Source organism: Rhodococcus sp. IEGM 1318 (genome assembly GCF_033142465.1).
Lineage (GTDB): Bacteria > Actinomycetota > Actinomycetes > Mycobacteriales > Mycobacteriaceae > Rhodococcus_F > Rhodococcus_F qingshengii_B.
In genome coordinates, this window is record NZ_JAWLSC010000007.1 from 288,044 (window position 1) to 307,382 (window position 19,339).

The following is a 19,339-nucleotide window of genomic DNA, read 5'->3' on the forward strand; positions in this document are numbered from 1 at the left end:
CACACCGCACACCTCGAGTTCCAGCCGGAGAGTTCCCGTTGTCTGACAAGCCGAATGCCGTTTCCAGCCACACCACCCCCGACGTCCCCGAAGTAGCGGCGACGCCCGAGTTGTCCACCGGCATCTGCGCCGGCGACTACCGCGCAGCGCTTCGCCGCCACCCCGCCGGTGTCACCGTCGTGACCCTCGATTCGGGTACCGGCCCGGTGGGTTTCACCGCCACGTCGTTTTCGTCCGTCTCCCTCGAGCCGCCGCTCGTCTCGTTCAACATCGCGGAGACGTCGTCGAGCATCAATGCACTCAAGGCCGCCGAGTCCTTGGTTATCCACCTTCTCGGCGAACATCAGCAGCATCTGGCCCAGCGCTTTGCGCGTAGCGCCGATCAGCGTTTTGCAGACGAGTCGCTGTGGGCAGTGCTCGACACCGGGGAGCCGGTTCTGCACGGCACCCCCAGCTGGATGCGCGTCAAGGTCGACCAGTTGATCCCTGTTGGCGACCACACGCTGGTCATCGGACTCGTCACGCGGGTCCACGCCGAAGAGGACGACGAATCCGCTGCCGCACCGCTGCTCTACCACGAGGGCAAGTACTACCGCCCCACTCCGTTAGGTCAATAGACAACTGTGCGCCTTTATTAACCGCCCGCGGTTAATAAAGGCGCACAGCAAGTTACAGCGCTACGTACTTGGTATCGAGGTACTCGTCGATACCCTCGGTTCCACCTTCACGACCGAAGCCCGATTCCTTGACACCACCGAACGGCGCCGCAGCATCGGAGATCGCGCCGCGATTGACGCCGACCATGCCGGTGTCCAGCTTGGCCGAGACGCGCATCGCCCGGTCGATGTCGCGGGTGTAGAAGTACGCCACGAGGCCGTATTCGGTGTTGTTCGCAGCCGCGATCGCTTCGTCTTCAGTGTCGAAACCGACCACTGCCGCAACGGGTCCGAAGATCTCTTCCTTCAGCAGGCGCGCATCGGCGGGCACCTGATCCAGAACGGTCGGGGTGAAGAAGAAGCCGGCTCCTTCGGGCGCCGATCCACCGGTGCGAACGCGAGCGCCCTTGGACACGGCGTCGTCGACGAGTCCGGTGACGGTTGCGAGTTGCTTGGTGTTGATCAGCGGGCCGATGTTGGTGCCCTCGGCGTCACCGGCGCCCACCTTCAAGGCCGCAACCTTGGCGGTGAACTTGTCGGTGAACTCTTCGCGCACCGAGTTGGCGACGTAGATGCGGTTGGCCGCGGTGCAGGCCTCGCCGCCGTTACGCATCTTCGCGAGCATTGCGCCGTCGACAGCTGCGTCGATGTCGGCGTCGTCGAAGACGATGAACGGCGCATTGCCACCCAGTTCCATCGACGTGCGGAGCAGCTTGTCAGCGGCACCCCGCACCAACAGCTTTCCGACGCCAGTGGAGCCGGTGAAGGTGACCTTGCGCAGACGCGCATCTTCCATCAGCGGTCCACTGATGGAGGCCGCGTCGGACGTCGGGAGGATCGAGAGCACACCGTCGGGCAGACCAGCATCGGCGAACACCTGACCGAGGAGCTGCATGGTCAGCGGCGTGTCCTCGGCGGGCTTGACGATGATGGTGCAACCGGCAGCCAGCGCCGGTCCGATCTTGCGTGTGCCCATGGCGAGCGGGAAGTTCCACGGGGTGATCGCAAGGACCGGTCCGACGGCTTCCTTGGTGACCAGGATGCGACCGTTGCCGGCCGGAGCCTGCGTGAAACGTCCGCCGATGCGTACTGCTTCCTCGCTGAACCAGCGCAGGAATTCGCCGCCGTAGTTGACCTCACCGCGGCTCTCTGCCAACGACTTACCCATTTCCAGGGTCATCATCAGCGCGAAGTCCTCGGCGCGGGCGTGCAGCAATTCGAAGGCGGTGCGCAGGATCTCGCCGCGTACACGTGCCGGAGTGGCCGCCCAGTCTTCCTGCGCCGCAGCGGCGAGGTCGAGCGCGCGGATACCGTCGGCAGCGGTGGCGTCGGCTACCTGGGCGAGTTCCTCACCCGTCGCCGGGTTGTAGACCGCGAAGGTCTTCTCGGCCGGGACGAGCTTGCCGCCGAGCCAGAGACCCTTGGGTACCGAGTCGAGAAGATCCGAGACGTTGGACATGTCAGTTCCCCTGTGCTGCAGTGCGGATGGCGGCCTCGAGGACGGTCAACGCGTCGTCGAGCAGCTCTTCGGAGATGACCAGCGGCGGGAGCAGACGGATGACGTTGCCGTACGTACCGCAGGTGAGGATCACGACGCCGGCAGCGAGGCATTCGGCGGCGATCTTCTTGGTGATGTCGGCGTCCGGCTCCTGCCCACCGGGCTTGACGAGCTCGATGGCGAGCATGGCGCCGCGACCGCGAACGTCACCGATGACGTCGAGTTCCTTTGCCAGTGCGTTCATTCGGCCGACAACGGTCGACTCGATGGTGCGTGCGCGGCCACAGAGGTCGAGCTCACGCATCTGGTCGATGGACGCCAATGCAGCGGCGCAGGCGACGGGGTTACCGCCGTAGGTGCCACCGAGGCCGCCGGGGTGGACGGCGTCGATGAGCTCGGCGCGGCCCGTGACAGCGGCGAGCGGCATGCCGCCTGCAATGCCCTTGGCGAGAGTGACCAGGTCGGGGACGATGCCCTCGTGATCGCTGGCGAACCAGGCGCCGGTACGAGCGAAGCCTGCCTGAACCTCGTCGGCGATGAAGACGACGCCGTTCTCCTTGGCCCACGCGACGAGCGTCGGGAGGAATCCTTCTGCGGGAACGATGAATCCGCCCTCGCCCTGAATGGGCTCGATGAGGATGGCGGCAGTGTTGGCAGCGCCGACCTGCTTCTCGATCATCGTGATGGCGCGCTGTGCGGCCTGCTCACCGGTGATCTTGGAGCCGTCGACATTGAGGCCCTCGCGGTACGGGTAGGACATCGGGACGCGGTAGACCTCGGGGGCGAACGGACCGAAACCACTCTTGTACGGCATGGACTTCGAGGTCAGTGCCATCGTGAGGTTGGTGCGGCCGTGGTACGCGTGGTCGAAGACGACGACTGCGTCGCGACCGGTTGCGTGACGGGCGATCTTGACGGCGTTCTCGACGGCTTCTGCGCCGGAGTTGAACAGCACGGAACGCTTCTCGTGGTCACCGGGGGTGAGCTCGGCGAGACGCTCGGCGACCTCGACGTAGCCCTCGTACGGAGCGACCATGAAACAGGTGTGGGTGAAGTGCGCGACCTGATCCTGAACTGCGGACACGACGGCCGGGTTGGAGGCGCCGACGCTGGTCACCGCGATACCGGCACCGAGATCGATCAGCGAATTGCCGTCGACGTCGACGATGACTCCGCCGTCTGCGTCGGCGACGTAGACCGGAAGGGTGGATGCGACGCCGGCGCCGACGACCTTTTTACGGCGTTCGGCGAGCGCAGCCGAGCGCGGGCCCGGGAACTCCGTGACGATGCGACGCTCCTGCGGAAGCCGGTATTCGATTGCACTCATGTGACCACCCTCTCGGTTGTGTATTGCATTCGAGTATGCGACGCGCGAAGCATCGCAAGCACTGCCGAAATGGATACCCGGAGCTTTAGGGCTACTCCATATCGGCAACGGCAGCTAGCCTTGATCAGGTGACGGTTCCGATCTCGTGGCTCTTGCGCCAGAAACACCTCTCGCTGGCTCTGCTCACCGACCGAGCAGCTGCCACCCACCCCGTCACGTTTGCGCAGGCCACAGAGCTGACGGACCCCACCCCGTGGCTTTCCGGCGGCGAATTGGTGCTCACCACCGGGCTGGCACTGGTGGGCGCGGACGCCACTGACTACAGCGAGTACATCGACCGTCTGGCCGCCGCAGAAGTATCGGCTCTGGGTTTCGGGACCGGCCTTTCCCACGAGAGTGTGCCCGCAGACCTGATTGCCGCCGCCCGCGGTCGCGGACTCCCCCTACTGGAGGTGCCGTTCACGACCCCGTTCGCGGCGGTCACGCGCGCGGTGATGACACGATTGAGCCAGCAGGAATACGAATCGGTACTCCGCGCGGCAGAAGTGCAAACACGCATCACCCGCGTTGCACTGCGTGGTGGCGTGTCGGCGATCGTGCGTGAACTGGCCACGGCCACAAAAACTTCGGTGGCGTTTGTCGGTGATCGGATCACCGCGGTGCATCCGGCAAACCAGAAGTCGTTGATCGCCGAGGTTCGCGCGGTCGCGGCCACCACCCGCGATCCCAACGCTCCGGCGTCGATCTCGCAGAGCACACCCGAACGGACGCTGACACTGTCCCCCGTCGGCGTCACCGACAGTTGGCACGGCTACCTCGCCATGGCGGGCGCCGGGCCCCTGAGCAATATCGACAGAGTGTTGCTCGGGCATGCGGTCTCGCTGCTCACTCTCGAACTCGAGAAACCGGTTCGACTACGGGCCGAGCGAACTCGACTCAACGCCATGGCTTTCGGGCTCTTACTCGACGGTCGAATCCCCGAGGATGGTGTGCCGTCGTACTTGGACGAAGCGAGCGACACGCACGGCAACATTCGTGTCGTCCACGTTCGCGGATCCGGACTCGGACCCGTTCTCCGCGAACTCGACAACGCTCTCGCCCGGGCAGGCCGCCCGCTGTTTGCCCAATCCGAAGACGGCGCGCTGACCGTACTCCTTCGTGGAACCGACACCATCGACACAGCCAAAACGCTACTGGCGCAACTCTCCCCCGCCGAGGAAAAAGCTGTGCGGGCCGGAATCAGCACCCCTCACCGCCTTCTCGATGCACCTCGCGCACTCGTTCAGGCCCGCGCCGCGGCCAATCTCACGACGGCCACTGCCCGCATTCTCGAGTTCGACGCTCTGAGTGGTTCGACGATTCTGGCGTCCGAGCCTGCCCGTGAGGCACTGATCGCGATGGCTGCGGACACCATCCCGGTGCTGACGGAACACGACCAGGCACACGGGACCGCGCTGGTCGCGTCTTTGCGCGCCTATCTCGAGGCAAACGGCCAATGGGAATCGGCCGCAGCCGAACTCGGTGTTCATCGGCACACCCTCCGAGGTCGCATCGCACGCATCGAGGAACTGCTGCAATGCGACCTCGGACAGGCCAGGGTCAGAGCCGAACTGCTGCTATCGCTACTCGCCTGGGAGGGTCGCTGAACGCTCCGCGGCGCGCACCGAAGCGAAACTGGACGCACCGCGAACGAGTAGTTCAAGTTCGGCGTCGACCGTGCAGAGACGGGCGGTGTCCAGCGCTCCGCTGCGGCTCACGCTCGACATCAAAGCTGTGAACCGGCGCACCGCTTGCGGATTGGCGGCGATCCACAACTCGACGACCTCCGGAATACCTTCTCCGAGCGCTCCGGACACGAGGTCCGCGAAACGCGCCGTCAACCTGGCATGGACGGCAGCGCTGCCCATGACCTCCCAATGCGAGGCACCGACGGCAACGTCGACGCCCCCGAGAACGTCGCCCAGATCGAGGGTGTCGGAGAGTTCCCGGTAGATCGCGGCCGCGGCCTGAACCGTCGTATTCTCCTGCAACGCAATGTCAGCCAGGGCGAGCGCCCCGAAAGACGCCTCGATGCGGTCGCTTGCCGACAGCCCTTCGGTGAGAGCCCGCACGGGCGCGGCCCATCGATCGATGTCGGCTCGCGGGTTCACGGTGAACCGGCCGGCTGCTCCCGGACGACGCAACACCCAGCTCATCTCGGATTCCAACAACTGCTGCAAGCGATCGAGAGCCTGCAACTGCTCGGTGGCGCGGAGCTCCGAGTTCAAGATCTCGCGCCGAAGTTCCTCGGTGCCGAGCACTTCGCTGACTACGGCGTAGGCCAGAGCCGCTTCCGGACTGCGGACTCCGAGGTGTTCCTCTAGCCGGAACAGCACGCCGGGGCCGACGCGGTTGACCAGTTCGTCGACCACCGAGGTGATGATGATGTCGCGGCCCAACCGATGTGCGCGGACCGCGTCCGGTGCTGCCTCGACGACGGAGAGCGGGAAGTACTGAGGAAGGCGATCGGCGAAGATCTGATTGTCCGGGACGGTCGACGCCCCCAATTCCGCCGTCAGCACGTTCTTCGACTGCGCCACCAGCACAGCAAGTTCCGGTCGCAGGAGACCCTGCCCGGCTCGCGCCCTGACCGCCAGCGCCTTGGCGTCCGGCAATGATTCTTCGAGGCGCTTCATCGCGCCCGCCGAGACCAGGTTCTCGATCAACCGCTCGTGCTGATCGAGTAGGGCGGGAGCGCGGTGCTCGGCCAGGCTGATCGCGAGGGTCTGATCTTCACTGGCCTCGAGTACCGATGCGGCTACCTCGTCCTGAGCCGCCGCAAGTAGTTCATTGCGCGAGGTCGCGTCCAACGCTGCGAGTGCGATCTTGATGTTGACCTCACGGTCCGAGGTAGCCACGCCTGCCGCGTTGTCGATGAAGTCGGCGTTGATTCGGCCTCCGCCAGCGGCATATTCGATGCGGGCACGCTGGGTGAAACCGAGATTACCGCCCTCACCCACGACGGTTGCACGCAACTCGTCAGCGCTGACGCGAACTGCGTCGTTGGACGGATCGGCCGCGTCGACGTTGCTTTCGGTCGATGCCTTCACGTAGGTACCGACGCCACCGTTCCACAACAGGTCCATCGGAGCGCACAGGATCGCTCGGATCAGTTCCTGCGGAGTCAGCTTCTCCTCGGTGATACCGAGGACCTGACGCGCCTCGAGCGGAAGACGGATCGACTTCGCGCTGCGCGGCCAGACGCCACCACCCGGCGACATCACAGTGCGGTCGAAGTCGTCCCAGGACGAGCGCGGCACGGTGAAGAGACGAGCGCGTTCGGCAAACGTCGTCTCGGTGTCGGGGTTCGGGTCGATGAAGATGTGGCGGTGGTCGAATGCCGCGACCAGACGGATCTTGTGCGAGAGCAACATTCCGTTACCGAACACATCGCCGGACATGTCACCGATGCCCGCGACGGTGAACGGATCGGTGTCGACGTCGAGGTCGCGCTCGGCGAAGTGGCGTCGAACCGCTACCCAGGCGCCGCGAGCGGTGATGCCCATCGCCTTGTGGTCGTAGCCGGCCGAACCGCCGGAAGCAAAAGCGTCGCCGAGCCAGAAACCACGCTCGACGGCGATGCCGTTCGCGACATCGGAGAACCGTGCGGTCCCCTTGTCCGCCGCCACGACGAGGTAGGAGTCTTCACCGTCGTACTCGATTACTTCTGCCGGGTGCACCGCTGCGCCGTCGACGATGTTGTCCACCACGTCCAGCAAGCCGCGGATGAAGGTGCTGTACGACTCCTGCACCTGCGCCGGGGTCGGTGACGACGTGCCCCGAACCACGAACGCACCCTTGGCTCCCGAGGGAACGATCGGCGAATTCTTCACGCTCTGGGTCTTCATCAGACTCAGAGCCTCGGTGCGGAAGTCCTCGTATCGATCCGACCAACGCAGGCCACCACGGGCGACGGACGAGCTACGCAGATGCACGCCTTCGACATTGGGTGCGCTGACGTAGATCTCGCGGAAGGGAACGGTCTTCTGTGGGGTGGAGAGCAACTGCGAGTCGATCTTGAACGACGCGTACGGCAGCGGCTCGCCGGCCTCACCGCGCAGGTACCAGTTGGTGCGCAGAGTCGCCTGCAAGAATGAACGCACACCGCGCAAGACGCGATCCTCGTCGAGAGTGTCTGCACCGTCGACTGATTCGTCGATGGCCGCCGCCGCGGTGGCCACGGCCGTCTCACGCGAACCTGCTACTGCGGGATCGAAACGCGCGGTGAAGAGTTCGATTGCCTGCCGTACGAAGAGCGGCTTCGCTGCCAACACTCCGACGATGTAGCTCTCGGACAACCCGATACGAGCCTGAGCGAGGAAACGGCACGCAGCGCGCAGCAACTCTGCGTCGCGCCACGTGATGTCTGCTCGTCCGATCAGACTGGAGAATGCGTCCATCCGGGTCTGTCCGGCGATGACGGCTTCGAAGGCGTCCGCCATCTTCTCCAACGCACTGCCGTCGAAGGTGCTCGGCTCGAAGGTGAAGTAGTGTGCCGAACCCAGAACGGTCGGAAGCGGCCGGTGCGTCGAAACTCGGAGTCCGAGGGACTCGAAATTCTCGCACAGATCGGAGAGGGAGGGCTCTCCGGACGGCCACAGCACCACACAGGTCAGATCGTCAATGTTCAGGGCATCGCTGTTCAAGTCGTCGCCCTGACGGAAGACGAGTCGCTGGCCCGCTGCTGCCAATTCGGCGACCAGTTCGAGCGCCGGGTCACCGGATCGATCACCGCCCGCGGGTCTCGATTCTGCAGCTGCGGTCTTGGTCGCCGATGATGTGCTCGCCATTGAACACCCTCCTGGAAATTATTGGATCCGAACACTTTCCAGTGTTGCGTGGATCACCGGAAAGAGGTCGTGCCCGATAGGAGTACCAACCCCCATCGGGCACGACATTTCGGCAGTTGCGGTGAGCTCAGTCGCCCAACCTGATCGGAGCGAGCTCCTCGAACACGTCGCCGGGTCCGGGATTCTCGGTAGGCGCAGCGCCGCCGAGATGGTTGACGACGCCCCATACCGCGTTGATCGCGGTCTGAATCGCGCCCTCGGCCCAGCCGGCAGTCCACGACACGTCGTCTCCGGCGAGGAAGATTCCCCGATGACGCGGTTCGAGATCATTCTGCACGAAGTGAGAGAACAGGCGCTCCTGGTACCGGTAGTGCCCCGGAAGGTTCGCCTTGAATGCACCCATGAAGTCGCGCTCGGTTTCCCACGACAGCGTCACCGGGCTCGAGATGATGTGGCTGCGGAAGTCCACGCCTGGGTAGATCTCTTCGAGAGAGCGCAGCATGATGTTCATGCGCTCGGTGGCGTCGAGCGCCAGCAGCTTCAGCGAATCGTCCGACCAGGTGTACGACAAGCAGATCAGGCCTGGCTTGCCCTCGCCCTGATCGAGCAGGTAGGTGCCGCGACTCATACGGTCGGTCAGTGTCATCGACACCGAATCACGGCCGGTCACGGGGTCCTTGTCCTTCCAGAACGGGCGGTCGACGAGAACGAACACCTTGGTCGAACCCATATAGTGAGTGCGCTCGATCGCAGTCCAGTGATCGATCGGGAACAGATCGTCGTCACACCTGATGTTGTTGAGCAGCATCCAACTCTGCACTGTCACAACGGCACTCGCATACGTGCGAATGAAACCTTCGGAGTCCGTGACCGTGATGTTGCCGGGCTCGGTACGGCGGAGTTCGGTGACGCGGGGACGCGTCTCGCCGTCGTTGAGCGAAGCGACCGTCGTACCGGCAGGCCAATGCGCCATGTGCGCCGGGGCGCGGTTCCACAACCGCATCGGCAGCTGCTGCGATCCACCGACGATGCCGCGATGGTCGTCGTCGGCGGCCGTGATGACCACACGAAGGATTTCGAGAATCGAGTTGGGGTAGTCGGTATCCCAACCGCCCGTACCGAATCCGACCTGCCCGAACACTTCCCGCATGTGGAAGGACTTGAAGTGCTTCGACGCGGCGAGGAATCCGTAGAAGGTCTGATCGTCGTAGCGCACCACGAGGTCGTTCCAGATCCGCTTGATTTCTGCGGTGTCACGGTCACGAATGGCCTGCTGCAACGGAATCAGATCCGCATGCTCTTCGAGAGTGCGCTGCCAGGCCTGCGCCACCTCGGTGTAGATCGGCGGCAGATCCTCGAGAGTGTGCGCGTAGTGGCTCTCACCCTTGAGGTCGATGACCGTGCTCGGTGTGACCTCGGCAAGAGGATTGGGGAACTCTTCGGTCTGCAGACCCAGTTCGTTCAGGTAGTGGAACAACGTCGTCGACGATGGTGGGAAACGCATTGCGCCCATCTCGGCGACAACCCCGGGGTGCCCGTCGAACTCGACCGACCGCATCCGGCCACCGATCTGATCAGCTTCGTAGACAATCGGTTTGAGACCGACCTTGAGCAACTCGTAGGCCGCGATCATGCCGGAGAGTCCACCACCGATCACGGCAACTTCTGTACCCAGTGCCAGATCGGGCACCGAGCCGAGTCCCGCCGGACTGGAAACGTAGTCGTCGTACGGGAACGGAAAATCCGGTCCGAACATCGTGAGGGGCGGCTGCTTGCCGGGTTCCGAGGAACTGTCCGGAGCTACTGGGATGGTCATCTACGGTTCTCCTTGGAGACAGTCGTGACAGAAAGGTCTGGATACAGATCGAGGCGTCGATCGTCGAGATGCGTGTTGAGGGTGCGCGATTGCGAGATGGTGGCGGCGGCGATATCCGCGAAGAGCAATTCCTGGCCGCCACCTGCCCGCGCCAACTCGGCACCGTCGGGTGCGATGGCGCACGAGAGACCGCAGTAGGTCAGCTCGGTTTCGGCGCCGCAGCGATTGACGTAGGTGACAAACATCTGACTCTCGTATGCGCGGGCCGGAACCACTTGCTGCGCAATGTGTTCGTACGGAGTCATCAACCCCGTCGGCACGATGAGCCATTCGGTACCGGCGTCGGCATGGGCCCGAACCGCTTCGGGAAATTCCACGTCGTAGCAGATCAACAATCCGCAGCGGATGCCCTCGAAATCGAACCCGACCACCAGGGTCTCACCTGGCCGGAAATATTCGCGGTCGAGCGTGCCGAACAGGTGCGTCTTGCGGTAGTGCGCAAGCGAAGTGCCGTCGCGGTCCACCACCTGCACGCTGTTGTAGACGTCTCCCCCGTCGAGTTCGGGGTAACCGTAGACGACGGCAATGCCTGCACTGCGAGCCATCTCGGCGACGGAATCGAAGATCGGGCCGTCGGCCGGTTCCGCGCGCAGCGACACCAGTTCGCCGATGTCGTAGCCGGTTGCGGACATCTCCGGCGTCACCAGGATCTTCGCACCGGATGCCGCGGCCTCGCGGGCAGCGGTGCCGATTGCAGCGAGGTTGAACTCCACCGACGCAAAGGTGTCCGGGGTGGTGAGCGGACCTTGGAACAGGCCAACTCGAACTGAATCGACATGCATGGTGCGCTCCTTCAGGAGTTCCGTGACGCCAATTTTCGACGGTGTGTGTGACGGGGACAACTACCAGCGTGACGGGTGCCGCCAATCATGTCAACTCTTGTTTCCTAAGAATCAACATTCACGGATTCGAGTCTCACGAAGGCGACGCGCGTGGCCCTTCCGGCAATGCCGGATTCAAGACCCACAGAACCTTCGCCAGAACCGAGCCTTCGGCCTGAAAACTATGGTTGTGCGTCGGCGTGAATGTAAAGGAATCGCCCACCGCAAGCACGACGTCTTCGGCATCGACGGCCTCACCGTTAGGATCCGTCCGACCGCCCTCGAACGAGACCCGCAAGCCGCCCTCCAGCACGTGCACGAAGTTCACGTCGATCGGCAGACTGTAGAACTCCTGACCACTTCCGCCGCCTGGTTCCAGCTCGCCGAGCAGCACCTGAATTCGACGCTCGTTGGTAGGCGTGAGCAGGTACTCCGTCATCTTTTCGCCACCGAAGCTGATTTGCGGCATGGCGTCGGCGCGGACCACTTCACCGGCGGACGCATTCTCGAACAGGGATCCGACGGGGATCTCGAGCACTGCGCACACCTTGATCAGGGTCGCCACCGACGCGTTGACGTGATCGCGCTCGAGTTTCGAGAGGTACCCCTTCGTCACACCACATGCCTCGGCCAGGTCGTCGAGGGTCAACCGCTTCGACTGACGTGCCGCCTTGAGCCTCGCCCCGATGCGCGGTCCGACCGGCTCGACCGCTTCCTTCGCCTTGGCCACTGAACCCACTCCTTCACGACCGCCGTGTCCCTTTCAGGAAACAGGGGTTGACAACCGAGCCTCTTGAAGAAACCATACTTGCTCAGAGAGCTACATCACTGAAGGGCGCCCGGTGTGCGCCGAATCGAGAGCAGGGACCTCTGCACATGGCTACCAACAAACCCGGATCGTTCATCGGACCCGTCGACGCCACGCGCGTCCCCCGCTACGCCGAGCCGACCACTTTTGCGCGTCTGCCGCGCCTCGATGAGGTCTCGCGCGCCGACGTGACAATCCTCGGCATCCCCTTCGATTCGGGTGTCAGCTACCGACCCGGCGCTCGGTTCGGTCCGGGGCACATCCGCGCTGCGTCGAAGCTGCTGCGTCCGTACAACCCCGCGCTCAAGGTCTCGCCCTTCGCCAACCAGCAGGTAGCCGATTTCGGCGACATCGGCGTCAACCCCTTCGACATTCAGGAAGCTCTCACGACGGTTCAGTCCGCCGTCACCGACCTGCGCGCCGACGGTTCCTCCGTGCTCACGCTCGGCGGCGACCACACCATCGCCCTTCCGATCCTGCGTTCACTGGCCCGCGATCACGGCCCGATCGCCGTCCTGCACTTCGACGCTCACCTCGACACCTGGGACACCTACTTCGGTCAGCCTTTCACCCACGGCACCCCCTTCCGCCGCGCCAGCGAAGAAGGCCTGATCGATATGGAGCGCTCGCAGCACATCGGCATCCGTGGACCGCTCTACAGCGAGAAAGACCTCGAAGACGACCGCGTCCTCGGCTTCCAGGTGATCCGCAGTGACGACTACGAGGTCGACGGCGTCGCCAGCATCGTCGAGCGCATGCGTAAGCGCCTCGACGGTGGCCCGGTGTACGTCTCCGTCGACATCGACGTGCTCGATCCTGCCCACGCTCCGGGTACCGGAACACCCGAAGCGGGCGGCATGACCTCTCGCGAATTGTTGAACACACTGCGCGGGTTGGTGGGACTCAACGTGGTCGGCGCCGACATCGTCGAGGTAGCGCCGGCGTACGACCACGCCGAGATCACCGGTATCGCAGCGGCTCACGTCGCTTACGAGTTGCTGTCGGTGCTCGCACTCAATCGCTGAAGCAGCACAACGGTATCCGTGGTGTGATGCATCTCGGGGTTCGCGGGAAGATCACGTTCCCGCGACTCCGAGACCAACACCTTCCAACCATCGGTGAACAACGACTCCACATATTCCGGGGTATGCAGCATGGCCCGATGATGTTCGGTGGGCGACTCGTGGGGTGAGTGGCCCACTATCAGAAGATGCCCATCCGGCGCGACCAGATCACCGAGCGCCCGGAACAATTCCCCGCGCGCGGGTTCGAGCATGTGGAAGAACTGCGCGGACACCAGATCGAACGAGCGCCCCTGCGGATCCCACTTCGTCAGGTCGGCTTCCAGCCATTCGATGTCGACGCCCTCGCCTTCGACGTGTGCCTGGGCGCGACCGAGCGCCACCGACGAGATGTCGGTGCCGGTGACCTTCCACCCGCGACGCGCCAACCACAAAGCGTCGGCGCCTTCACCGCAACCGACGTCCAGTGCGGTGCCCGGCTCGAGGCCGGAGGCCTCGGCAATCAACTGTGGGTTGGGATTTCCGCTCCACCGCGCTGGGCGTTCTTCGTACAGCGAGTTCCAGAATTGTGCGTCCGCCTTGGCGTACGGATTCTCGGTGGTTTCAGAGTTTTCGTGGTGATTGTGGTGTTCGTGGCTCATGCACCCAGGATGAACGACCTTCCACAACTCACGCAAACATCTTTGCTGAAACAGCAACTTCTCCATTTTCGACGCTCTGCTAACGTCACGCTTCGTGGCAGGTGGATTTCCCGTGTTTCGTCTCTACTGCAACTCAGAGGGCTCACACGTTTTGTGTTGTGCGCATTTCCCCGAGTTCAGCGGTTCGAACGCGGACGAAGAGTTCACCACCCAGCAGAGTTTCGACCGCGCAGTCGAGAAGATGCTGCGCGAGGCGTCCTTCGAACCAACAACCCTGACGTTGGTGGGCGAGCAACAGGGATATCCAGTCGGAGACCACCTGTTCGATGCGACGGTTCCGCGAACCGGCAGCGTCTCCTTTGCCTTTCAAGAAGCCGGACCGCCGTGGATCGTTCTCGGCCTCGATGTTTCTTCTGAAAAATTCTGGTCTGAGATCGACGAAGACGAAGATCTCCTCGCCCTCGGCCCGATCTCTCCGTTGACGTCGGTCCCTGCTGTTGTACTCACTGCAACCGGGTGGCCACAGCGAAATGACCTCGACTCACCGTGAGCTGAACTGGTTCATCACCCCGGTTCTCGTGAGATCGAACAAAAATCGGCATGATTTTCGTGAAGATCGACCGAGATGCCCGTCACGTCCTACGCCAAGATTTAGCGGTCACACTCGACCGCGCCCTCTCGAATTTCGCTCGGGCCCTGGCTCCTTCACGGAGGCACAATGAAACACCGCTCTTATCCGGCACTTGCAACGGCCGCGGGGCTCGCACTCGTGTTGTCGGCTTGCAGCTCGGGAGGCACGTCCTCGGGCTCCGACGGCGGTGAGCCTTTGACAGACGGAACCTTCCGATATGCGTTGCAAGCCGATCCGGGTGCACTCAACCCGATCATGTCCGGCTCCGCGGCAACCGCTGACATCTCGAGGCTGGCCTACGACTCCCTGGTCTACCAGGATCCGGACACCAGCGAATTCAAACCATGGTTGGCAGAAAAATGGGAAGAGACGCCCACCTCCGCTTCCTTCACCATCCGCGAAGGAGTGACCTGTACCGACGGGTCGACGCTGAACGCACAGACCGTCGCGAACAACATCAACTTCGTGGCCGATCCGGCCAACGGTTCACAACAGCGCGGCACTACGGTCCCCGTAGGCGCTTCGGCGACTGCCGATCCCGCGACCCGCACCATCACGGTCACCACTCCGGCACCGAGCCCCTTCCTCCTCCTCACAGTCAGTCGCCTCCCGATCATGTGCGACGCCGGACTCGCGGACCCGACCGCCTCGAACAAGAAGTCCCTCGGTTCCGGGATGTTCGAAGTCACCGAAGTCGCCGCCAACGACCACTACACGTTCGAGCGTCGTGACGGCTACAACTGGGGCCCCGACGACACCACCTCCGACACACCGGGCGTCCCCAAGACCGTCATCGCTGTCATGGCGCCCAATGTCAGCACCGCCGCAAACCAGCTTCTCTCCGGCGAACTCAACGCATCTCCGATCGCCGGTCCGGACAAGGACCGGATCGAAGCCGCCAATTTCACCTCGATCAATCGCCCGATGCCGTCCGGTCAGATGTACTTCAACCAGATCGCGAGTAATCCCACCAGCGATCCCGCTGTTCGCAAAGCACTCATCCAGGGAGTCAATCTCGACGATCTGGCAGAAGTTATCACTGCCGGCCAGGGCACCCGCGCTACAAGTCTTGTCGGCGTAGAGCCCCGCGCCTGCGTGTACGACTCCGTCACCGGCAACATTCCGGCCTACGACGTCAGTGCGGCTAAGACAACTTTGGATGCTGCCGGCTGGACCGCCGGGCCGGACGGAAAACGAAGCAAAGACGGAAACCCGTTGACACTCCGCCTCTTCTACGCGGGAGGCGAAGAAGCTCGCAGCGCAGCAGCCGAACTCGCTCAGGCCGCATGGTCGGATCTCGGCGCAACCGTCGAGGTGACGGGAGCCGACCAGAACAAGGTTGTCGATGTCATGCTCAGCGGTAAAGACAACAATCAGTGGGACATCGCATGGATCCAGATCAACAATTCGATTCCCAGCGGGTTCACCCCGTTCTTCACCGGACCTGCTCCGGCAGCCGGTAAGAATTTCTCTTCGATCAACAACCCCGCCTACGAAGCAGCGGTGGCCAAGGCTTCCGGGTTGACCGGCGACGCAGCGTGCGCAGAGTGGGCAGACGCCGAGTCGCAGATCACCAAGACGGTGTCCGCGGTGCCGTTCGCGAATACGAACATGAGCTTCTACTTCAACAAGGCCGGACTCGCATTCGGTAAGTCCTTCATCGGGTCTGCACTGCGTCTCTACCAGTAGTCCGTCGACCGAACCTTGTGCCCCAACGAGATACGTCAGATCAGTGCGATCTGACGTATCTCGTTGCCACGCCTATTGTCTAAAACCTCCGGCCAGACACCGCTCGCCGATCGCGCGGCACATCGATCGACGGACTCGTCCAGAGCGTCCGTGTCGACAAACCATCCACGTCCTCCGAGTTGGTCGTCCTCGAACGAGAATGCCGCTCGCATCGTCACGCGAAATCCCTCGGCAGGCATCAGCGGCGGAAAGTCTTTCGCGTCCCGCACCGGTGCCGGAAGTCCCTGCCTCACAGCGAATGTACGACGGATCTCGATGCTGAACATGACGACCACGGTATCAATGTTCGTCGAGCACAGTTCTACGAGCGAACGAGCCTCGCAATCGCGTCGGTCGCTTCCTTCACCTTTGCCTCCGCCTCGGGACCACCGTCAACGGCAGCTTTGACGACGCAATGGCTGATGTGGTCCTCGAGCAGTCCCATAGCCACCGCGTGGAGAGCCTTGGTCATCGCCGAGACCTGCGTGAGAATGTCGATGCAGTATTTGTCCTCGTCGACCATGCGCTGCAGGCCGCGAGCTTGACCCTCTATGCGACGCAGACGCCCCAGGTAGTCGCCCTTGGCGGTGATGTAGCCGTGCGAATCACTCGTGCAGCATGCATCGCCGGCCGTATCGCTGCTTGGGGCGCTGCTTGGAGCACTGCCTACTTCTGTCGCTTCCAACATTCGATGTCCTCCTGTTCGTCAACGCGTGACTTCGCAACAATTCTCGTTTCCGGGGCGATGTGCGGATACTCGTCGGCTTCCGTTGTCCTGCAGAGCAATCACTGCGCACATCGCCAGGCACTTCGCTACTGCACGAACAGATGGGTGCATGGTGATCGCCCATGCCCGTTTTCCCGTTGCTGCGAGACTCATTCGGTCTCAGTGCCCGTGGCGCGAGTGGCTCGAGTGTTCGCCCCCAGGCGTGGTCGCACTGTCGGCCGTCAGAGTGAATTCCGCCGTGCGCACCACTTCGCCATGTTTGAAGTCCAGGAACAACCGGTAGTCCTCAGCGCTCGGCATGTTCGCGTAGAAGGTGATTGCCGGTCCAGCCGGCGTGACACCGTCACCGGGATGACCGTCCGGATGCACATGGAGATACGCGAGGTCAGAGGCACGCAACGCGACCAGGTGCCCGTACGCGGCAAGGTAGGGCTGCAAGTCTGTGACCGGGATTCCGTCACGGATGACCGAGAGCGTGAGCTTCGATGTCTGGCCGGCATGGGCCGCGCCTTCGAGAGAGACGGTATAGCCGTCGACCGTCGTGACGGCAGCAGCGGCGGGCAACGGCCGAGGATCATAGGACCCGGCGACGCGTACATCCGCACTCAGCGTCATTCCGTCACCCCCGTCCGGGGTGAAGTCAGCGAAGACTCGGTAGTCTCCCGCATGATCGAAATCGACTGACACACGCCAGTTTCCGTTCTCGTCCAATTCGGGATGCACGTGTTGGAATCCGGTCAGGTCCAGACCGACCACGATCAGATGCAACTGCTTGTCGTGGGTGTCGGTGTACCTGGTCAACGGAGTTCCAACCGAATCCAGGATCCGGAACTGCAAGGGGACATGGCTGCCGACGGCCGCCTCCGACGTTGCCAATTCCAGTGTGTAGCCGTTGCCGCTGAACATCTTGCCCTCCAAAGTTTGGGTCGGCAGCACTTCCGTTGCCGTCTGCGTCGGGTTCGACACTCCTTGAATTCGAACCTGTTGCAATTTGTACCATACCCCCCTAGGGTATGCAACGAACTACTCGAACACCCTGAATTCACTCGAAGGAGATCCGATGCGCATCTACGCAGAGCGCCGGCCGAATGAGTTCCAAGAACAGCATTTCCCCGCGCACCTCAAGGAAGCGCTGCGCCGATGTCGCCAAGGCTCGCTTTCGACACCCCCTGACCACACGAGCATCACCTATACCCCGTAGAGGTAAGGAACTCAGAATGTCCACACAACCGAAATCCACCCGTAAGTGGTGGGCGTTGGCGTTGATCGCCGCCGCTCAGTTCATGGTCATCATGGACACCTCGATCATCGGTGTCGCTCTCCCTCAGATGCAGAGCGATCTCGGCTTTTCCCAGGAAGGCCTGACCTGGGTCTTCAATGCGTACGTCATCGCATTCGGCGGGCTACTCCTCCTCGGCGGCCGCCTGTCCGACCTGTTCGGCGCCCGCAGAGTGTTCTCCGCTGGTTGGCTGATCCTGCTGATCGGTTCCGTTGTCGCCGGTGCCGCCGGTAACGTTGCCGTCGAACTTGCGGGCCGCGCCGTTCAGGGTGCAGGTGCCGCACTCATCGCACCATCGGCGCTCACCTTGCTGATGATGCTGTTCGGCAGCACGCAGAAAGAGATGACCAAGGCGCTGTCCATCTACGGCGCTGCCGCCCCGGCAGGCGGTACGGCCGGAGTGTTCCTCGGCGGCGTCATCACCGAATACACCAGCTGGCCTTGGGTGTTTTACCTCAACATTCCCATCGCCGTCATCGCGCTGATCGCTACTCCCCTCCTGATGCCGAACGCACCGGCACGTACCGGGTCGATCGACTTCCTCGGCGCACTGGCCGTCACCGCAGGCCTCGCTGTCGGAGTCTTCGGCATCGTCAGAGCACCTGACGTCGGATGGGGATCCGGGCAGACGTGGCTGGCACTCGCCGTTTCGGCCGCTCTGCTGGGTGCATTCGTATTGATCCAGTCGAAGCGTCGTGAGCCTCTGGTGCGTCTGGGAATCTTCAAGGCGCCCAACCTCGGTGCCGCGAACATCGCTCAGCTCGTGCTCGGCGCCGCCTGGATACCGATGTGGTTCTTCCTGAACCTGTACCTGCAGCAAGTGCTCGGATACAGCGCCTTCCCGGCCGGTGCGGCATTGCTGCCGATGACGATCTTCGTCATGCTCGGCATGGTCGTCGTAGCACCACGGGCCATGGCGCGCTTCGGTGCAAAAGCAATGATCGTAGCCGGATTGCTGTTACTGGGAATAGGTTTGGGTTGGATGTCGCTGATCCGGCCCACCGGCAACTTCTGGGTCGACGTACTGCCGGCGTCTCTGGTGGCTGCCGCAGGTATGACGCTGGCGTTCATTCCTTCACTCGGTACGGCGATTTCGGCCGCGCGTCCGGAAGAGGGGGGATTGGCCTCCGGCATCGTCAACGTCAGTTACCAGGTCGGCTCGGCTGTCGGCCTCGCGATGATGACCGCGATCGCAGCAGTGTTCGGCGCTGATCAACTCGGTGACCTGACGGAGTTGACGAACGGGTTCTCCGCGGTGTTCCTCGGTGCAGCCGCCATCGCAGTGGTGGGCGCAGGTATCACCGCGGTCGTGATGCGGTCGACCAAGGTCGACGAGTCTCGAACCGTTCAATCCACCGTCAATTCTTGACCAACTCCGGTGGTGGGGTGGGGGCGGGCGCCCACCCCCCACCCCCCCCCCCCCGGCCCCCCACTGGGGGGGGTGTTGGGGGCCGGGATCTATGGACCCCCCCCCCCCCGGGGGGGGGGCGCAACAC

16 protein-coding genes are annotated in these 19,339 nt (G+C 63.2%); 6 read left to right on the forward strand and 10 right to left on the reverse strand.

Features of this window, described 5'->3' with window-relative positions; translation table 11 throughout:
* The first annotated feature begins 38 nt into the window (after window positions 1-38).
* Window positions 39-617, forward strand: coding sequence for an NADH:FMN oxidoreductase DszD (gene dszD / locus R4P65_RS18675; RefSeq protein ID WP_003941189.1), 579 nt, complete (start codon window positions 39-41; stop codon window positions 615-617).
* Between the two features lie 52 nt (window positions 618-669).
* On the opposite strand, the gene R4P65_RS18680 is transcribed toward dszD, so the two are convergent.
* Both R4P65_RS18680 and gabT read right to left on the reverse strand, forming a co-directional pair.
* Window positions 670-2,115: an NAD-dependent succinate-semialdehyde dehydrogenase gene (locus tag R4P65_RS18680; RefSeq protein WP_019746726.1), complete on the reverse strand. Its 1,446-nt coding sequence runs from the start codon at window positions 2,113-2,115 to the stop codon at window positions 670-672.
* Between the two features lies 1 nt (window position 2,116).
* Entirely contained in the window at window positions 2,117-3,481 is a 1,365-nt protein-coding gene (gene gabT, locus R4P65_RS18685) for a 4-aminobutyrate--2-oxoglutarate transaminase (protein ID WP_317827643.1), read from the reverse strand.
* Between the two features lie 128 nt (window positions 3,482-3,609).
* Between gabT and R4P65_RS18690 the strand changes: the two genes are divergently transcribed.
* Entirely contained in the window at window positions 3,610-5,127 is a 1,518-nt protein-coding gene (locus R4P65_RS18690; protein WP_317827644.1) for a PucR family transcriptional regulator, read from the forward strand.
* Here the strand turns inward: R4P65_RS18690 and R4P65_RS18695 are convergent.
* The 4 genes from R4P65_RS18695 to R4P65_RS18710 all read right to left on the reverse strand — a co-directional run bounded on the left by R4P65_RS18695 (window position 5,104) and on the right by R4P65_RS18710 (window position 11,737).
* A complete protein-coding gene (locus R4P65_RS18695) occupies window positions 5,104-8,310 on the reverse strand; it encodes an NAD-glutamate dehydrogenase domain-containing protein (RefSeq protein ID WP_317827645.1) in 3,207 nt (1,068 codons plus the stop codon). The two genes, R4P65_RS18690 and R4P65_RS18695, sit on opposite strands and share 24 nt — an antisense overlap.
* A gap of 127 nt (window positions 8,311-8,437) precedes the next feature.
* Window positions 8,438-10,126 (reverse strand): flavin monoamine oxidase family protein, encoded by a 1,689-nt coding sequence (locus R4P65_RS18700; protein WP_020968312.1) that lies wholly within the window; start codon window positions 10,124-10,126, stop codon window positions 8,438-8,440.
* Window positions 10,123-10,968: a carbon-nitrogen hydrolase family protein gene (locus R4P65_RS18705; RefSeq protein ID WP_317827646.1), complete on the reverse strand. Its 846-nt coding sequence runs from the start codon at window positions 10,966-10,968 to the stop codon at window positions 10,123-10,125. The genes R4P65_RS18700 and R4P65_RS18705 overlap by 4 nt, the downstream gene beginning before the upstream one ends.
* A gap of 133 nt (window positions 10,969-11,101) precedes the next feature.
* Window positions 11,102-11,737 carry an XRE family transcriptional regulator gene (locus R4P65_RS18710; protein ID WP_317827647.1) on the reverse strand — a complete coding sequence of 212 codons (636 nt, stop codon included), beginning with the start codon at window positions 11,735-11,737 and terminating at the stop codon, window positions 11,102-11,104.
* Window positions 11,738-11,883: 146 nt separating this feature from the next.
* On the opposite strand from R4P65_RS18710, the gene speB reads away from it, so the two are divergent.
* Complete coding sequence (gene speB / locus R4P65_RS18715) at window positions 11,884-12,840, forward strand: agmatinase (protein WP_317827648.1); 957 nt, start codon at window positions 11,884-11,886, stop codon at window positions 12,838-12,840.
* Here speB and R4P65_RS18720 read toward each other — a convergent pair.
* Window positions 12,804-13,478: a class I SAM-dependent methyltransferase gene (locus R4P65_RS18720; RefSeq protein ID WP_317827649.1), complete on the reverse strand. Its 675-nt coding sequence runs from the start codon at window positions 13,476-13,478 to the stop codon at window positions 12,804-12,806. The two genes, speB and R4P65_RS18720, sit on opposite strands and share 37 nt — an antisense overlap.
* A 112-nt stretch (window positions 13,479-13,590) precedes the next feature.
* On the opposite strand from R4P65_RS18720, the gene R4P65_RS18725 reads away from it, so the two are divergent.
* Window positions 13,591-14,028: a hypothetical protein gene (locus R4P65_RS18725; RefSeq protein WP_230816778.1), complete on the forward strand. Its 438-nt coding sequence runs from the start codon at window positions 13,591-13,593 to the stop codon at window positions 14,026-14,028.
* Window positions 14,029-14,196: 168 nt separating this feature from the next.
* Window positions 14,197-15,798, forward strand: a complete 1,602-nt coding sequence (locus R4P65_RS18730; protein WP_317827650.1) for an ABC transporter substrate-binding protein — start codon at window positions 14,197-14,199, stop codon at window positions 15,796-15,798.
* A 35-nt stretch (window positions 15,799-15,833) separates the two neighbouring features.
* On the opposite strand, the gene R4P65_RS18735 is transcribed toward R4P65_RS18730, so the two are convergent.
* The 3 genes from R4P65_RS18735 to R4P65_RS18745 all read right to left on the reverse strand — a co-directional run bounded on the left by R4P65_RS18735 (window position 15,834) and on the right by R4P65_RS18745 (window position 17,530).
* Window positions 15,834-16,124 carry a hypothetical protein gene (locus tag R4P65_RS18735; protein ID WP_317827651.1) on the reverse strand — a complete coding sequence of 97 codons (291 nt, stop codon included), beginning with the start codon at window positions 16,122-16,124 and terminating at the stop codon, window positions 15,834-15,836.
* 35 nt (window positions 16,125-16,159) lie between these two features.
* A complete protein-coding gene (locus R4P65_RS18740; RefSeq protein WP_317827652.1) occupies window positions 16,160-16,525 on the reverse strand; it encodes a metal-sensitive transcriptional regulator in 366 nt (121 codons plus the stop codon).
* A gap of 198 nt (window positions 16,526-16,723) precedes the next feature.
* Entirely contained in the window at window positions 16,724-17,530 is an 807-nt protein-coding gene (locus R4P65_RS18745; protein ID WP_317827653.1) for a hypothetical protein, read from the reverse strand.
* A 251-nt stretch (window positions 17,531-17,781) separates the two neighbouring features.
* Between R4P65_RS18745 and R4P65_RS18750 the strand changes: the two genes are divergently transcribed.
* On the forward strand, window positions 17,782-19,212 hold the full coding sequence (locus R4P65_RS18750; RefSeq protein WP_317827654.1) for an MFS transporter: 1,431 nt from the start codon (window positions 17,782-17,784) through the stop codon (window positions 19,210-19,212).
* The last annotated feature ends 127 nt before the right edge of the window (window positions 19,213-19,339 follow it).

Excerpts from the sequence above, each read along its gene's own strand:
- R4P65_RS18680 (WP_019746726.1), bottom strand. The coding sequence starts at position 2,115 with ATGTCCAACGTCTCGGATCTTCTCGACTCGGTACCCAAGGGTCTCTGG.
- gabT (WP_317827643.1), bottom strand. The coding sequence starts at position 3,481 with ATGAGTGCAATCGAATACCGGCTTCCGCAGGAGCGTCGCATCGTCACG.
- R4P65_RS18695 (WP_317827645.1), bottom strand. The coding sequence starts at position 8,310 with ATGGCGAGCACATCATCGGCGACCAAGACCGCAGCTGCAGAATCGAGA.
- R4P65_RS18700 (WP_020968312.1), bottom strand. The coding sequence starts at position 10,126 with ATGACCATCCCAGTAGCTCCGGACAGTTCCTCGGAACCCGGCAAGCAG.
- R4P65_RS18705 (WP_317827646.1), bottom strand. The coding sequence starts at position 10,968 with ATGCATGTCGATTCAGTTCGAGTTGGCCTGTTCCAAGGTCCGCTCACC.
- speB (WP_317827648.1), top strand. The coding sequence starts at position 11,884 with ATGGCTACCAACAAACCCGGATCGTTCATCGGACCCGTCGACGCCACG.
- R4P65_RS18720 (WP_317827649.1), bottom strand. The coding sequence starts at position 13,478 with ATGAGCCACGAACACCACAATCACCACGAAAACTCTGAAACCACCGAG.
- R4P65_RS18730 (WP_317827650.1), top strand. The coding sequence starts at position 14,197 with ATGAAACACCGCTCTTATCCGGCACTTGCAACGGCCGCGGGGCTCGCA.
- R4P65_RS18735 (WP_317827651.1), bottom strand. The coding sequence starts at position 16,124 with ATGTTCAGCATCGAGATCCGTCGTACATTCGCTGTGAGGCAGGGACTT.
- R4P65_RS18740 (WP_317827652.1), bottom strand. The coding sequence starts at position 16,525 with ATGTTGGAAGCGACAGAAGTAGGCAGTGCTCCAAGCAGCGCCCCAAGC.
- R4P65_RS18750 (WP_317827654.1), top strand. The coding sequence starts at position 17,782 with ATGTCCACACAACCGAAATCCACCCGTAAGTGGTGGGCGTTGGCGTTG.